The following is a 14,794-nucleotide window of genomic DNA, read 5'->3' as shown; positions in this document are numbered from 1 at the left end:
CGTCTTGCGGGTGATAACAAGTAGTCTCCTGGATCATTGCCGATGGAAATATTGATTAAGCATCGGCGGTGCGATATCGAAAGACGAGTAGCGCAACGGTCGGGGGATCAGCGATGGGCAGAACGGCTTTCTGGCTTGGTTTGACGCTTGCCCTTTCGGCCAGCCCCGCATTGGCAGAAAAATCCTCGGAATTCTTCAAGGGCTATCAACAGTATAGCGACGACGGCAAGGCATTCCTGGATAAGATCGATCCGAAGACCGGCGCGGTCGACCTTCCTGAAGGCATCCATCTCAACCTGAAGGACAAGTTCTATTTTCTCGACAGGAAGGACGCCACGTCCGTCCTGACTGAGGCCTGGGGAAACCCGCCTGATACCGCCTCCGAAGCGATCGGCATGATCTTTCCGATCAAGTATGAACCGATCGCCGGCAACGGTTGGGGCATCGAGTTACGCTATGAAAAGATCGGCCATGTCGATGACGGCGACGCCGCGTCCATCGACTACACCGAACTGCTGAGCAGCATGCAGGCGGACACTTTGTCGGGCAATGATCAGCGAGTGAAGGACGGTTATCAGCCGATCAAGCTGATCGGCTGGGCCTCGCCGCCGGTCTATGATTTCGTCCACAAGCGGTTGCACTGGGCAAAGGAGCTGCAATTCGGAGACGATACCATCCACACGCTCAATTACGATGTCCGTTTCCTCGGCAGGGAAGGCGTCTTCGTGATGAGCTACATCGCCACGGTGGAACAATTGCCGGAGATCAAGCAGAGCCTGGACGAAGTGCTCGGCGTGGCGGACTTCAACACCGGCAGCAAATACACCGACTTCCTGCCTGGCACCGACACAGTTGCCGCGGTTGGCATTGGCGGCCTCATTGCCGGAAAATTGGCGGCAAAGGCGGGTTTCCTGGTCGTGGCGCTCATCGCGTTGAAAAAATTCGGCCTGATCCTGCTGGTCCCTCTGGCGGGCCTCTGGCGCTTCATTCGCGGCAACAAGGCCAGTTCATAGAGTAGCCGACATCCTCCGATGCTATCAGGCGTACCGCTGCTGGCGGCGCGCCTGACGGCTATTGGCCGAACTGCAGAACTCTGTATATCGGCCTGATAGTCCCGCCAGAGAGGGGTGGGTCGATTTTTGAAAATAATCGAAATACCGACATGTCTATGAAGCATATCACATAGAATTATCGATATATAGAACGTAGATAATAAAATATTTACAGTAGTAACGTAATTTACTTTAATTGTCGATAAGTTAAATTTCGAGTTGTATTTGGAAATATGTGATGCTTCTTACATAACGCCTCGGTGGTTGCTGGTATCGGTGCTGGCCTGCGGATGAATTTTGCAATCCCGCAGCCAAGCCCAGAGGAGGCCACAGCCATGAAGTCGCCTGAAAAGCCGGCCGCACATGCGGCCGAACACGCCCCTGACAAGCGCATCATCACCACGATCCAGGCCGAACGCCTTGCGTCGCTGGCCAAGATCGACGCCAAGGAACTGATCGGCCACAGCATTGCCGACCTTGCCGAAAGGCTGAAGTGGCGTATCGATCCCGAACTGTTCTTCTTCCGGCGCATTTGCGGACGCGTCGTCAAGAAGGATCCGGTCACCGGCGTCGAATATCCCGTTCCGTTCGCCACCGTCGAGGTCCAGGACACCGATTGCAGTCTGGTCAGCTATTTCCCTGCCAACTGGCGCTGGGGATGGTTCTATCCCTTCCATTGCCGGCGCGAAGTCATTGCCACCGTCAAGACCGACGAATGCGGCCGCTTCTGCGTCTACGTCCCGCGCTTCGATATCGACTGGATCCTGCGCTGGCGTCATCGCCGGATCTGTTTTCCCTACATTTTCATCAGGCCTTCGATCAAGGATCTGGTGGCTATACCGGAACTGGATCTGCCGGTGCCGCCGCGTCCAGGCCCGGTCGAGAAACTGCCCGGGTTGAAGCGCCATCTCGAGGCCGCGCTCGGCGCCGTGTCTCAGGCGGCAAGCCTGAGCCTCGAAGCGAACTCGCAAAGCGGGCGGGAAACATTGTCCGCCGAGCTTGAGGGAGCACGCGCTTTCCCGATGGAGATGCAGGCGCCTATTCCCCCGGAATTCCAGAAGCTGCTGAGCGGCGATGACGACATCGTCGGCAAGAAGCCGGCCGACCCAAGCGAGGCCATCCGCGCCGCGGTCGCTAGGCAACTGGGCGTGCATCACTCGGAAATCGATGGCTTCGACCTCAACCGCTACATCGGCCCGTTCCACCGCTGCTTCGATATTTACCTGCCGCAGTGGCAGCGCATTGTGGATGTGCCCGACATCACCTTCCGGGTCACCCAGGACACCAATGGCGACGGCATCGAGGAAGTCATCTATTCCGAAGGCTATTTCGACGTGCGCTGGAACGCCGGCGTCATTCCTCCGGTCACGCTCGTCGCTTCCAGCCAGGCGCGTGAATCGCGTGTCTGCGAAACGCCCGTCGTGCCCTGCAAGGACGTGCCGGAAATCCTGTTCGCCGGCCTGATGCCGCTCAACAATGCGTCCTACTTCAATGCCGTCACCGGCTATGCAGTGCGCCCGAACCGTCCGATACCGCCCATAGGGCCTCGCCCGCTGGCGCGGACACCGTTCCACGGCACGCTGCAGCTCTACGGCTGCGTCAACGTGCCGAAGGCGCAATTCTACCGGGTGCTCGCCAGCACCGACAATGGCGTGACCTTCAACGCCATCACCGGGCTGTCCTGGAACATCTATCCGATACCGTCGGGATCGCCGCACCTTGTCACGCCCGACGCCGATGGCTGGTATCCGGTGCTGCCCAATCCGACGGCGTTCCACCCGGACAATCTCGTGCTCGAATGGCCAACGCCGACGCTGCAGAGAACGCTGCTCAAGATCGAGGTCGGAGGGGCGGCGAAGAACCACCTGCAATATTCCGGCGTCGTCGCCATCCAGACGGACAACACCGCGCCAACGGTGCATTTCGACACGCTGGCCTGGAAGTTCGCGTCGGAATCCGACAGCGCGTTCGCTCTGCCCGGTCGCAACCTGCTGGTGCCATGCCCGACCATCCGGCGTGGCGTCGTGCCGCAAGACATCGACGTGCGCATCGTCGTCTCCGTCACCGCGCATCATCTGCGCAATGCCGTGCTGACGTCGCATGGCTGCGGCAGCGGATCCTTCTCGCTGCAGACATCACTGGCCGATACGTCTCACTGGCATGAAACAACCAGCGACAACTCATGCCTTCTGTCAGGCACCTATCGTCTGGTGGCAGCGACTTCGCTCGAGGGCTCCTATGGCCTCGGCTGCAGCGCGTTCAGCCGTGCAATGAACCCTGCCGGCGCCGACAATGGGCATCTGTTCGACTGGAACTATGACCCGGTCGACATCCGGGTGGATCCCGACGTGGATATCGCCGTCATCAACGGATGAACCCTGTCTTCCGCGCGGCGGCATCTTTTCCGCCGCGCGGGAATTTCTGATGGATGTCAGATGTCGAGCGAACTTGTTTTCATCCTCATCAGCCTCGCCACCTGGCGGATCGCACATTTCGTCGCCGCCGAGGACGGACCCTTCAACATCGTCGTCAAGGTCAGGGCCAGGGCCGGCGATCATATGCTGGGGCATCTGATGGACTGTTTCTATTGCCTGAGCCTGTGGCCATCGGCCGTGTTCGCGCCGCTCGTCAGCCACGGCTGGATTGAGTTCGTGCTGGTCTGGCTCGGCGCCTCCGGTGCTGCCTGCCTGTTCGAGCAGGCGACCGGGTCGAAGACGACATAACAACAGGAGACGATGATGGGATGCTGTGGTCAAAATCGCCAGGTATGGCAGTCGCCGCCACGTCGAACCCAGATGTCCGGGACACCGCAGCCGCCGGCGCTGACCGGCGCTGTCGCGATCGAGTATCGCGGCGACACCTCGATCGTCGTCGCCGCGCCGGCATCGGGCTTTACCTACGTCTTCCCGAAAGCCGGGGAACATCTCGAGGTCGATGGCCGCGACGTCGCCTGGCTGCTTTCCCTGGGCGGCTTTGTCATTGCCGGCGGCTAAAGCATGATCCCGAAAAGTGGAATCCGGTTTTCGGAAAAGATCATGTTCAAATAACGAGATAGAGCCCGATCCCGATCCCATCGGGATGGAACAGGCTCAAGGTGCCCTAAGCGGAACACCGTGCTGGACCACGCCCAGCCATCAACTTTGCGTTACGCGAATGAAGCACGTTTCTGTCGTCCACTGCGCATCGTGCCGCCCGGAAATCGCCGATAGTCGCACTCATGACCGATATCGCATCACCAAGTGTCGTCTCGCCGCGCGAGGAGCGCGTCGGCTATCTCCTGATATTCCTGTCGGCGCTGGTTTGGAGCTTTGGCGGTACCATCGCCCGTTTCATCGATACCGGTGACAACTGGGCGGTGATCTTCTGGCGCTCGCTCTGGGCCGTCGCCTTCCTGCTTGGCTTCATGGCCTGGCGCGACGGCTGGCGCGGCACGCTGAAATTGTTTCGCGACATGGGCCTGCCCGGCCTTGCCGTGGCCATTTGCTTTGCCACCGCCTCGACCTCGTTCGTCGTCGCGCTCTCCTACACCACCGTCGCCAACATCCTGTTGATGCAGGCCGGCGTGCCATTGCTGGCGGCGCTGCTTGCCTGGGCGTTGTTTCGCGAACGGGTGACTGTCGCGACTTGGATGGCTATCGCTGCGGTCATCGTCGGCGTTGCCATCATGGTCTCGGAATCGCTCGACGGCGCCGTCTCTCCGATCGGCGACGGCCTGGCGCTGCTGATTGCCGTCATGTTCTCGATCGCAACTGTCGTCACCCGGCGTTTCGCTCATGTACGCATGACGCCGGCCACTTGCCTTGGCGCGATGCTCGCTGCCACATTCGCGGCGTCCCAGGCATCGGAGCTTGCCGTTTCCGGCCACGATATGGGTTTTCTCTTCGTCTTCGGCGTCGTCAATCTAGGCCTCGGCCTGGCCTTCTTCACCACCGGCGCCCGACTTGTTCCGGCGGCGGTCGCGGCGTTGATTGGCACTTTTGAACCGATCCTAGGGCCCATCTGGGTCTGGCTTGTTCATTCCGAAGTGCCCTCGCTGCGCACCATCATCGGCGGCGCGGTCGTGGTCACGGCGCTGCTTGTCCATATCGGGCTCGAATTCAAACGCCAGGCCCGGCCGGCGCGACCGGGGGTCGCCGGCGTGCCATCCCCTAATTGATGCAGTGCACGGGTTTGCCATTGACAACGTCGCTACCGGGCGGGCAGGCTGGGGCTACGGCAACAACAAGACAGGCGTATCTTGCCAAGTCTCCCCGCCGGTCCAATCGAGACCGGACCAAATCGTCGTATCCCTGCCCGCGCCATGGCGAGAGCCGCTGACGGCGCAGCAGTGCCATCCAGGCCACGACAAGCGCACAACGCTCGCGACATCAGCACATCGAACCACTCCCATGGTGTCGCCAGTTCGTGCTTGTCGCGTCCTGGAAAGCTCAATAGTCTGAAGCAAATGCCCGGCCGCGCTACGCCGCGACGAGCCGGCGACGGAACACTCACCAAAGGAGAATAGCATGATCCGCAAAGCGCTCTGGCTTTCGGCGACCTCGGCATTTCTGACGCTTTTCGCCGTCGGCGGTCACGCCGAGGATCGCGTCGTCAACGTCTTCAACTGGTCGGATTATATCGACGCCTCGATCATCGACGACTTCACCAAGGAAACCGGCATCAAGGTCGTCTACGACACCTTTGATTCCAACGAAATCCTGGAAACCAAACTGCTTGCCGGCGGCAGCGGCTACGACGTCGTCGTGCCCAGCGGCAACTTCCTTGCACGTCAGATCCAGGCCGGCGTGTTCCAGAAGCTCGACAAGTCCAAGCTGCCCAACATTTCTAACATGTGGGACACCGTTTCGGAGCGAACCGCCAAATACGACCCCGGCAACGAATATTCGATCAACTACATGTGGGGCACGGTCGGTATCGGCTACAACCTCAAGAAGGTGCAGGCGGCACTTGGCACCGACAAGATCGACAGCTGGGACGTGTTCTTCAATCCCGACAGCCTGGCCAAGCTGAAGGATTGCGGTGTCTATGTGCTGGACTCGCCGGCCGATATCATACCGGCGGCGCTGAAATATCTCGGTCTCGATCCGAACAGCACCTCTGCCGACGATATCGCCAAGGCCCAGGACACGTTGCTGAAGATCCGGCCCTTTATCCGCAAGTTCCACTCTTCCGAATACATCAACGCGCTCGCCAATGGCGATATCTGCCTGGCGGTCGGCTGGTCGGGTGACGTGTTCCAGGCCCGCAACCGCGCGGTCGAGGCCAAGCAGGGGGTCGAAATCGGCTATTCGGTGCCCAAGGAAGGCGCCCAGATGTGGTTCGATCAGATGGCGATCCCTGCCGACGCAACGCATGTCGCCGAGGCGCATGAATTCCTCAACTACATGATGAAGCCGGAAGTCATCGCCAAGTCCTCCAATTATGTGCTGTACGCCAACGGCAACAAGGCTTCGCAGCAGTTCGTAGACAAGGCGATCCTGGACGATCCGGCGATCTATCCGGATGCCGCGACCTTGGAGAAGCTCTACACCGTCCAGCCTTACGATCCCAAGACCCAGCGTGTCATCACGCGCACCTGGACCAAGATCGTCACCGGCCAATAAGCAATCTGACACGACCCCGGCAATCCTCTGCCGGGGTCGGTTTCCTTTCGGGGCAAAAAGCAGGACGGAGTGGGACATGAAATCGCTTGGCAGCATCCGCAGGGATTTCGCGCCATGGAATGATCCGAACGCCAAGCCGTATATTCAATTCGACAATGTCACCAAGAAGTTCGGCGACTTTACCGCCGTCAACAATCTGTCGCTGACCATCTTCGAGCGCGAGTTCTTCGCGCTGCTCGGCGCCTCCGGTTGCGGCAAGTCGACCTTGCTCAGAATGCTCGCCGGCTTCGAGGAGCCGACCGCCGGTCGTATCCTGCTCGATGGCCAGGATCTGCGTGGCATCCCGCCCTACCGGCGGCCCGTCAACATGATGTTCCAGTCCTATGCGTTGTTTCCGCATATGACCGTGGAGAAAAACATCGCCTTCGGCCTCAAGCAGGAAGGCATGCCCGCTGCCGATATCGAAAAGCGCGTCGCCGAGATGCTGAAGCTGGTCAAGCTCGAGCAGTTCGCCAAGCGCAAGCCGCACCAATTGTCCGGCGGCCAGCGCCAGCGCGTCGCGCTTGCCCGCTCGGTCGCCAAGCGGCCGAAGGTGCTGCTGCTCGACGAGCCGCTTGGCGCGCTCGACAAGAAGCTGCGCGAGGAAACCCAGTTCGAGTTGATGGACCTGCAGCAAAATCTCGGCCTCACCTTCGTCGTCGTCACCCACGACCAGGAAGAGGCGATGACCATGGCCGACCGCATCGCCATCATCGACAAGGGCGAGGTGATGCAGGTGGCGACTCCGGCGGAAGTCTATGAGGCGCCCAGCTCGCGCTTCGTCGCCCACTTCGTCGGCAACGTGAATATGTTCGAAGGCAAGGTTGCCGAGCACACGGCCAAGACAACCCGCATCGCCGGTGCGACTGGAGCACAGATCGTCGTCGACAATTCCGTCGACACCGCCGCGGGCGCCGACATTGTCTTCGCCATCAGGCCTGAGAAGATCAGGATTTCGTCGAAAAAGCCCGCCGATGCGGTCAATGCGCTCGAAGGCGAAGTCTACGACATCGCCTATCTCGGCGACATGACCGTTTATCATGTCAGGCTGGATGACGGGCAGATGGTGCGGGCCAGCACGATGAACGCGGCACGCATCGCCGAGGACCCGCTGAGCTGGAACGATCGGGCCTGGGTGTCTTTCCGGCCCGATGCCGGCGTTGTGCTGACGCGGTAGGGGGCGGTCATGTCGAATGCCGCTGCTACCGTCGCACCACCCTCTTCAGACACCACCAGCAAATCTTTCCCGGCCCGGTTGGGCGCCGCCTTCGTCGGCCGCCTGGTCATCATCATTCCTTATGTCTGGCTGCTGTTCTTCTTCCTCATTCCGTTCGTCATCGTCTTCAAGATCTCGCTGTCACAGACGGCGATCGCCATTCCGCCCTATACGCCGGCACTCGATTTCAGCGCTGGCATTTCCGGATTTTTTGCGCAGCTGAAACAGCTCAGTGTGGATAACTACACATGGCTGACGCAGGACGCGCTCTACTTCAACGCCTATGTGACCAGCGTCATCATCGCCGCGATTTCGACGGTGCTGACATTGATCGTCGGTTACCCGATCGCCTATGGCATGGCGCGGGCGCCGGCGACGATCCGGCCGACCTTGCTGATGCTGGTGATCCTGCCGTTCTGGACCTCGTTCCTGATCCGCGTCTACGCCTGGATCGGCATCCTCAAGCCAGAGGGATTGCTCAACCAACTGCTGCTCGCCACCGGCGTCATCCATGAGCCGCTGATTATCCTCAACACCTACACGGCGATCTTCATCGGCATCGTCTATTCCTACCTGCCGTTCATGGTGCTGCCGCTCTATTCCGCCCTTGAGAAGATGGATTATTCGCTGATCGAGGCGGCAAAGGATCTCGGCTGCCCACCGACATCAGCCTTCTGGAAAATCACCTTCCCGCTGTCGCTACCTGGCGTCATCGCCGGCTGTCTGCTGGTGTTCATTCCCGCCGTCGGCGAGTTCGTCATTCCCGACCTGCTCGGCGGCTCGCAGACGCTGATGATCGGCAAGACGCTGTGGAACGAGTTCTTCGCCAATCGCGACTGGCCGGTGTCGTCCGCCGTCGCCGTCATCCTGCTCTTGCTGCTGATCGTGCCGATCATGCTCTTCCAGCGAGCACAGGCGCGCGCTCAGGAAATGGATGGGTGACATCATGAACACCACCTGGAGCCGCTTCAACATCACCTCGATCGTGCTCGGTTTTGCCTTTCTTTACCTGCCGATCGTCCTGCTCATCGTCTTCTCTTTCAACGAGTCGAAACTGGTTACCGTCTGGGGCGGCTTCTCGACCAAATGGTACGTCTCGCTGTTTCACAACCAGGGCCTCATGGATGCGACTTGGGTTACGGCGCGCGTTGGCCTGATTTCGGCCACCGTGGCAACCGTGCTCGGCACGCTGGCGGCACTTACCTTGACCCGCTACACGCGCTTCAGGGGCAGGGTGCTGTTTTCCGGCATGGTGTTTGCGCCGCTGGTCATGCCGGAAGTCATCACCGGCCTGTCGCTGCTGCTGCTTTTCGTTGCCGTCGGTCTCGATCGCGGCTTCCTCACCGTGACGCTTGCCCACATCACGCTGACCATGTGCTTCGTCGCCGTCGTCGTGCAGTCGCGCCTCATCACCTTCGACCGTTCGCTGGAAGAAGCCGCGATGGATCTGGGCGCAACGCCGGTGAAGACCTTCTTCCAGATCACGCTGCCGGTCATCATGCCGGCGATCGTGTCAGGCTGGATGCTGGCCTTCACTCTGTCCCTCGACGATCTGGTCATTGCCAGTTTCACCTCCGGGCCGGGCGCCACCACCTTGCCGATGAAGATCTATAGCCAGGTTCGCCTCGGCGTGACGCCGGAGATCAACGCCGCCTGCACCATTCTGATCGCCGTTGTTGCTGTCGGCGTCATCATCGCCTCACTCGCCAACAAGCGTCGTGAGGTTCAGCGTCAGCTCGACGAACAGGCCGCTCAGCGTGGCTGACGGGTTGAGAGCCGGCGGCCTACTCGCCTGAGACGCCGCGGCTGATCGGCGAGATGAATGGCGTGCTCCAGGTGCCGCCGACGAAGAACGAGGATTGGTTGGGGCCTTGTGCATTTGTCGGCGTAGCGGCCTTGTCCGGCTGGATGATGCCGCCGGAGAGCGCCAGTCCGCGACCGGCATAGGAGGCGATGCCGGAAAGCCAGATCTTGTACTTCGCCGAGTTGGCTTCGGCCTTGTCGAGCCTGGCGACGCCCTTGGAGATGCTGGCCTTGAGCTCGGCGCCGTCGATCGGCAGCGTTCCGTCGGCGACATCGTCGAGCGCGAAGAACCCGCCCTGCTCCGAGTGCTTGAGAAACGCCTGAAGGTTGAGGCCGCTGAGTGCGCCCGGACCGAACGTCGCCGAAACCGAGCCGTCGGCGTTTTCGAAGATGGAGCTCCAGGATTTACCGGGCCCCTTGAGGATGACCGAGACGGTTCCGGTGCTGGCTGGCACCAGCCGCGTCATCCCCGCCGCGGTGCCGAAGGCGCCGCCATCTATATCGGAAGCCAAAAGCCGGATTTCGACCTGCGTGCCCTCAGGCTTGCGGTCGAAACGAAGGCTGCTCTGAATGTTGCCGCCGAAAGCCGACGCATCGGAAATGTCGAAGACTGCGAGGCCGTTCTTGACCTGGGCGGTGGCGGCAACGTCGGCAAGCTGGATCGCACCCGCCGTGGCGTGCGCTGCCGACAGTCTGAGATCGAGATTGATCCGGTCGGCAAAGCTGCTGTCGATTTCGCCAGGCCCGGTCTCGCCGGCGGGCGCCAGTGGCGTGAAGGCGGAGAGAAACGACCTGAGGTCGAGCGTATCGAAGGCGAGCGTGCCGGAGATCACCGGCAGCGCTTCACCGAAGGAGAAATCCAGCGCGCCCATGCCCGGGTTGTTATCCAGGGCCACTGCGGTGTTTTCGAATTTGATGCGGCCGACCGTCGCCGTCACCTTGCTCGAGATCGAGACGGAGCCGATGGCGGCACCCGGCGCGATGCCGGCCTGCGACCATTCCAGCACACGCCTGAGCGACGGGGCTGAAAATTTGGCCTGGCCATCGAAATAGGCATTTTCGGACATGCCGGCGACGCCATCGAATGAAAAGCTGGCAGGTGCTGCCTTGAAGGAAAGCGTGATCGGCGCGGCGCCCCCAGCAAACAACACCAGCGGCTTGGGCGAGGCGACATCGACGGCGACGCTTTCGCCGCGCCAGATTCCGGTTGCCGTCAGCGTCGCATTGCTGTTCATCGCCGCCCAGCTTGCCTGGCCGGTCAGGCTGCTCAGGATTTCATCGTCCTTGCCGCCAACGGAGGCGACCATGCGGCCGTCCCTGAATTCCACGGTGCCGAACGGATCGGTCGGCAGCTTGCTCAGATCCGGCGTCGCCGGATTGGCGTTGACCACGCCGCGGGCGGTGTCGATCGAGCGCGTGATGCGTCCGCCGGACGGTATGGCAGGCAGGAAGAACCCGTTTGCCATGCGCTGAACCCTGATCGTCGGCCGCACCAGCCGCGCCGTCGAAAACACCACGTCGCCGCGCAGCGCCGCCATGGCGGAAAGGTCGACCTCGACCCGCTCGGCCTCGATCACCGGTGGGGCGTCGGTCTCCGTCCATTGCGAAAGCGTCACGTCGGTCAGGATGGCCCGGAATTTCGGCCACACCTCAATGCGCGGCGCGCCATCGATGGTAACCCTGAAACCGCTCCACGCGCTCATCTCCCAGGCGATGCGGTCGCGCACGATACGGGTGGAGGCAATCAGCGGCAGGGCGGCGACGACCAGCGCGATGACGAGCACGGCAACGCCGATCGCCCATACTCCGCGCCGGATCAAAGGTGATGGCATATCGCCCCGTATGCTTCCATTCCAACAAAAATCGCCCAACGGGTGTAACCCAAGACTTAGGCATTTCAAGTCTTTATGGCCCGGCGATGGCATTTGCGCACACCCAGCGCGGTCGACCCGAACAAAATCTTGCTCTGCTGCGCTGCGATATGCATAAGCGAGGTAGCCCAATGCATGTCAAAAAGTCTTCATCTCAGACCTGATACGAGGGTGCGCGACGGTTTTGGGACAGCGATTTGCATGACGCAGAGTTTAAAGCGCGTGGCATAAATCCCTTCAAACGCGACGTGCTTTAAGGAGGAACGATCATGGCTGCCGACGCCCCCCTCTGGATCCCGACACAAGACCGGATTGATGCGGCGCCATTGACCGCCTTCATGAAGGCCGCTGCCACAAAAGCCGGCACATCCTTCGCCTCCTATGCCGAACTCCACAGCTGGTCGGTCGAGTACCGCGAGGGCTTCTGGAGCCTGGTCTGGGATTTCTGCGGCATTGTCGGCGAAAAGGGCGAGGCCGTACTCGTCGACGGCGACAAGATGCCCGGCGCCTCGTTCTTCCCCCAAGCGACGCTGAACTTTGCCGAGAACCTGCTGAAGAAGACCGGCTCGGGCGACGCAATCGTCTTTCACGGCGAGGACAAGGTCGAGCGCCGGCTGTCCTGGAACGACCTGCACGCGCTGACGTCGCGCCTGGAGCAGCTTTTCCTGTCGCTCGGCGTCAAAAGAGGCGACCGCATCGCGGCGATGATACCCAACATGCCGGAAGCCGTCGCCGCTATGCTGGCGGCTGCCTCGATCGGCGCGGTCTGGTCATCCTGCTCTCCCGATTTCGGCGAGCAGGGCGTGCTCGACCGTTTTGGTCAGATCGAGCCGGTCGTCTTCATTGCGCCGGACGGCTACTGGTACAATGGCAAGGCGATCGAGGTGGCTGACAAGATTGCTGCCGTGGCGGCGAAGCTCACCACCGTCCGCAAGATCCTGATCGTCGACTATCTCGGCACCTCGGCCGACGTGGCAGTGACCGTCGACAAGGCTGCGGCGCTCCAAGACGCGTTGGCACCTTTTGCAGCCAAGCCCGTCGCCTTCGAGCGATTGCCGTTCGCGCAGCCGCTCTACATCCTGTTTTCGTCAGGCACGACCGGCATTCCCAAATGCATCGTCCACTCAGCCGGCGGCACGCTGATCCAGCATGTCAAGGAACACCGGCTGCATGCCGGTCTCACCGACGGCGACCGCTTCTTCTACTTCACCACTTGCGGCTGGATGATGTGGAACTGGCTGGTGTCGGGGCTCGCCTCCGGAGCGACGCTGCTGCTCTATGACGGTTCACCCTTCTACCCCGATGGCAATGTGCTGTTCGACTTCGCCGATGCCGAGAAGATGAATTTCTTCGGCACCTCGGCCAAATTCATCGATTCCGTGCGCAAGGCCGGCCTCAAGCCGATCAGGACGCATGATCTGTCGAGCGTGCGGGCGATTTCCTCCACTGGCTCGCCGCTGTCGCCGGAGGATTTCCGCTTCGTCTATGACGGCATCAAACAGGACGTCCACCTGGCCTCGGTCTCCGGCGGCACCGATATCGTCTCCTGCTTCGTGCTCGGCGTGCCAATTGAGCCGGTGTGGACCGGCGAGATCCAGGGGCCGGGCCTTGGCCTTGCCGTCGATGTCTGGGACGATGACGGCAAGCCGGTCAGGCAGGAGAAAGGCGAACTGGTCTGCGCAAAGGCGTTTCCGGCCATGCCGATCGGCTTCTGGAACGACCCCGAAGGCAAGAAGTACAGCGCGGCCTATTTCGAGCGTTTCGACAATGTCTGGTGTCACGGCGATTTCGCCGAATGGACGGCGCATGGCGGCATGATCATCCACGGTCGCTCCGACGCGACGCTCAATCCGGGCGGCGTGCGCATCGGCACGGCGGAGATCTACAACCAGGTCGAACAGATGCCCGAGATTCTGGAGGCGCTGTGCATCGGCCAGGATTTCGACAATGACGTGCGGGTTGTGCTGTTTGTGCGGCTGGCCGCCGGCGTGCAGCTGGACGCTGACCTGGAAAAACGCATCCGCGCGAAAATCCGTACCGGGGCGAGCCCCCGTCACGTGCCGGCAAAGATCGTCGCCGTGTCAGACATTCCACGCACCAAATCGGGCAAGATCACCGAGCTTGCGGTGCGCGATGTCGTGCATGGCCGCGCCATCAAGAACAAGGAAGCGCTCGCCAATCCCGAAGCGCTGGAGCTGTTCAGGAACCTGCCGCAGCTTGCCGACTGAGCAGGCATCCCGGCCCGAAGATCAGCGCAGCCAGGACCTGATACCGCGCTTTGCCGTACCGGCCTTCGGTTCGGGATCATGGCCAAAACCCAAGCGCGCCGACATCCCCTGGTCGGCGACGAGTTCGGCTCCACTGAACGCCGCACTTTGATCCGAAAGCAGGAAAACAGCAGTCGCCGCGACCTGCGGCACGGTGTTGTATGTCCCGGTCGCGTGCCCTGCGTTGAAATAGCGTTCCGCCGCGGCATCCTTCGCCGACATCTCGGCAAGGGCTTCGGTCCGGGTCAGGCCGGGACAGAGCGCATTGACGCGGATCTGGTGCTTGCCAAGGCTCCACGCCATGGCTCTTGTCATCGAAACGACCGCGCCTTTGGTCGCGGCATACATCTCATAGCCGGCAAGCGTGGCGCCTGCGTGGTTCGAGGCGATTTTGACGATCGATCCGCCGCGCCGTGCCTCGATCATCAGCCGGGCGATGTGCTGCGAGACAAGGAAGACTGAGCGCTGGTTGACCTGCCAGAGCTGGTCCAGGTCGCCAAGCGGCATATCGAGAAATGGCATCTGCAAGGTGACGCCCGCATTGTTCACCAGCCCGTCCGGAGAGCCGTATCGTTGCGCGATCGCCTCCGCCATCGCCGCGATGCTCTCCGGCGACGCGACATCGACTTGCAGGAATTCGGCGCCGGCGCGTTCGACAGCGTCGCGGTGCTCGGCGAGCAGGGTCGCTCCGACCACGGTGGCGCCGGCTTCGACACAGGCCCGCGCGATGCCGAGGCCGATACCGGTACCGGCGCCGGTAACGACGATGATCTTGCTGGAAAGTGATTGCGTGGACACTTCACAGCTCCTGCGGTGATGCCATTTTTCGCTGAAACAGCAGGAACTGCACGGGCAGCGGCACCAGGCCGAATACAGCATGGGTATGGTTAACAAAATATGTCGGTGGAATTTACCTAGATTTCACGAGTGGTACACTTTCGTA

At 61.2% G+C, this 14,794-nt stretch carries 12 protein-coding genes; 10 read left to right on the top strand and 2 right to left on the bottom strand.

Annotation, left to right across the window (positions count from 1 at the left end):
- Positions 1 to 113: 113 nt before the first annotated feature.
- From AC1D0N_RS26210 to AC1D0N_RS26170, 9 genes are all read left to right on the top strand, one after another.
- On the top strand, positions 114 to 1,013 hold the full coding sequence (locus AC1D0N_RS26210; RefSeq protein ID WP_477248874.1) for a DUF2167 domain-containing protein: 900 nt from the start codon (positions 114 to 116) through the stop codon (positions 1,011 to 1,013).
- Between the two features lie 374 nt (positions 1,014 to 1,387).
- Entirely contained in the window at positions 1,388 to 3,427 is a 2,040-nt protein-coding gene (locus AC1D0N_RS26205) for a hypothetical protein (protein ID WP_477248873.1), read from the top strand.
- A gap of 60 nt (positions 3,428 to 3,487) precedes the next feature.
- Complete coding sequence (locus AC1D0N_RS26200) at positions 3,488 to 3,775, top strand: DUF1360 domain-containing protein (protein WP_477248872.1); 288 nt, start codon at positions 3,488 to 3,490, stop codon at positions 3,773 to 3,775.
- Between the two features lie 72 nt (positions 3,776 to 3,847).
- A complete protein-coding gene (locus tag AC1D0N_RS26195) occupies positions 3,848 to 4,045 on the top strand; it encodes a hypothetical protein (protein ID WP_477248871.1) in 198 nt (65 codons plus the stop codon).
- Between the two features lie 224 nt (positions 4,046 to 4,269).
- Complete coding sequence (locus tag AC1D0N_RS26190; RefSeq protein WP_477248870.1) at positions 4,270 to 5,208, top strand: DMT family transporter; 939 nt, start codon at positions 4,270 to 4,272, stop codon at positions 5,206 to 5,208.
- 349 nt (positions 5,209 to 5,557) lie between these two features.
- Positions 5,558 to 6,655 carry a polyamine ABC transporter substrate-binding protein gene (locus AC1D0N_RS26185; protein ID WP_477248869.1) on the top strand — a complete coding sequence of 366 codons (1,098 nt, stop codon included), beginning with the start codon at positions 5,558 to 5,560 and terminating at the stop codon, positions 6,653 to 6,655.
- A gap of 76 nt (positions 6,656 to 6,731) precedes the next feature.
- Positions 6,732 to 7,871 (top strand): ABC transporter ATP-binding protein, encoded by a 1,140-nt coding sequence (locus AC1D0N_RS26180; RefSeq protein ID WP_477248868.1) that lies wholly within the window; start codon positions 6,732 to 6,734, stop codon positions 7,869 to 7,871.
- Positions 7,872 to 7,880: 9 nt separating this feature from the next.
- Positions 7,881 to 8,852: an ABC transporter permease subunit gene (locus AC1D0N_RS26175; protein ID WP_477248867.1), complete on the top strand. Its 972-nt coding sequence runs from the start codon at positions 7,881 to 7,883 to the stop codon at positions 8,850 to 8,852.
- Between the two features lie 4 nt (positions 8,853 to 8,856).
- Positions 8,857 to 9,675: an ABC transporter permease gene (locus tag AC1D0N_RS26170; protein WP_477248928.1), complete on the top strand. Its 819-nt coding sequence runs from the start codon at positions 8,857 to 8,859 to the stop codon at positions 9,673 to 9,675.
- Positions 9,676 to 9,694: 19 nt separating this feature from the next.
- Here the strand turns inward: AC1D0N_RS26170 and AC1D0N_RS26165 are convergent, their stop codons facing one another.
- Positions 9,695 to 11,545 carry an AsmA family protein gene (locus AC1D0N_RS26165; RefSeq protein ID WP_477248866.1) on the bottom strand — a complete coding sequence of 617 codons (1,851 nt, stop codon included), beginning with the start codon at positions 11,543 to 11,545 and terminating at the stop codon, positions 9,695 to 9,697.
- Positions 11,546 to 11,853: 308 nt separating this feature from the next.
- Here AC1D0N_RS26165 and AC1D0N_RS26160 point away from each other — a divergent pair, with 308 nt between their 5' ends.
- Positions 11,854 to 13,812: an acetoacetate--CoA ligase gene (locus AC1D0N_RS26160; RefSeq protein ID WP_477248865.1), complete on the top strand. Its 1,959-nt coding sequence runs from the start codon at positions 11,854 to 11,856 to the stop codon at positions 13,810 to 13,812.
- Between the two features lie 21 nt (positions 13,813 to 13,833).
- Here the strand turns inward: AC1D0N_RS26160 and AC1D0N_RS26155 are convergent, their stop codons facing one another.
- Positions 13,834 to 14,649: an SDR family NAD(P)-dependent oxidoreductase gene (locus tag AC1D0N_RS26155; protein ID WP_477248864.1), complete on the bottom strand. Its 816-nt coding sequence runs from the start codon at positions 14,647 to 14,649 to the stop codon at positions 13,834 to 13,836.
- Between the last annotated feature and the right edge of the window lie 145 nt (positions 14,650 to 14,794).

It is taken from the genome of Mesorhizobium sp. P2_E10 (assembly GCF_056404235.1).
This window is presented reverse-complemented; position numbering and strand designations above follow the sequence as displayed.

Excerpts from the sequence above, each read along its gene's own strand:
- AC1D0N_RS26210 (WP_477248874.1), top strand. The coding sequence starts at position 114 with ATGGGCAGAACGGCTTTCTGGCTTGGTTTGACGCTTGCCCTTTCGGCC.
- AC1D0N_RS26205 (WP_477248873.1), top strand. The coding sequence starts at position 1,388 with ATGAAGTCGCCTGAAAAGCCGGCCGCACATGCGGCCGAACACGCCCCT.
- AC1D0N_RS26200 (WP_477248872.1), top strand. The coding sequence starts at position 3,488 with ATGTCGAGCGAACTTGTTTTCATCCTCATCAGCCTCGCCACCTGGCGG.
- AC1D0N_RS26195 (WP_477248871.1), top strand. The coding sequence starts at position 3,848 with ATGTCCGGGACACCGCAGCCGCCGGCGCTGACCGGCGCTGTCGCGATC.
- AC1D0N_RS26190 (WP_477248870.1), top strand. The coding sequence starts at position 4,270 with ATGACCGATATCGCATCACCAAGTGTCGTCTCGCCGCGCGAGGAGCGC.
- AC1D0N_RS26185 (WP_477248869.1), top strand. The coding sequence starts at position 5,558 with ATGATCCGCAAAGCGCTCTGGCTTTCGGCGACCTCGGCATTTCTGACG.
- AC1D0N_RS26180 (WP_477248868.1), top strand. The coding sequence starts at position 6,732 with ATGAAATCGCTTGGCAGCATCCGCAGGGATTTCGCGCCATGGAATGAT.
- AC1D0N_RS26175 (WP_477248867.1), top strand. The coding sequence starts at position 7,881 with ATGTCGAATGCCGCTGCTACCGTCGCACCACCCTCTTCAGACACCACC.
- AC1D0N_RS26170 (WP_477248928.1), top strand. The coding sequence starts at position 8,857 with ATGAACACCACCTGGAGCCGCTTCAACATCACCTCGATCGTGCTCGGT.
- AC1D0N_RS26165 (WP_477248866.1), bottom strand. The coding sequence starts at position 11,545 with ATGCCATCACCTTTGATCCGGCGCGGAGTATGGGCGATCGGCGTTGCC.
- AC1D0N_RS26160 (WP_477248865.1), top strand. The coding sequence starts at position 11,854 with ATGGCTGCCGACGCCCCCCTCTGGATCCCGACACAAGACCGGATTGAT.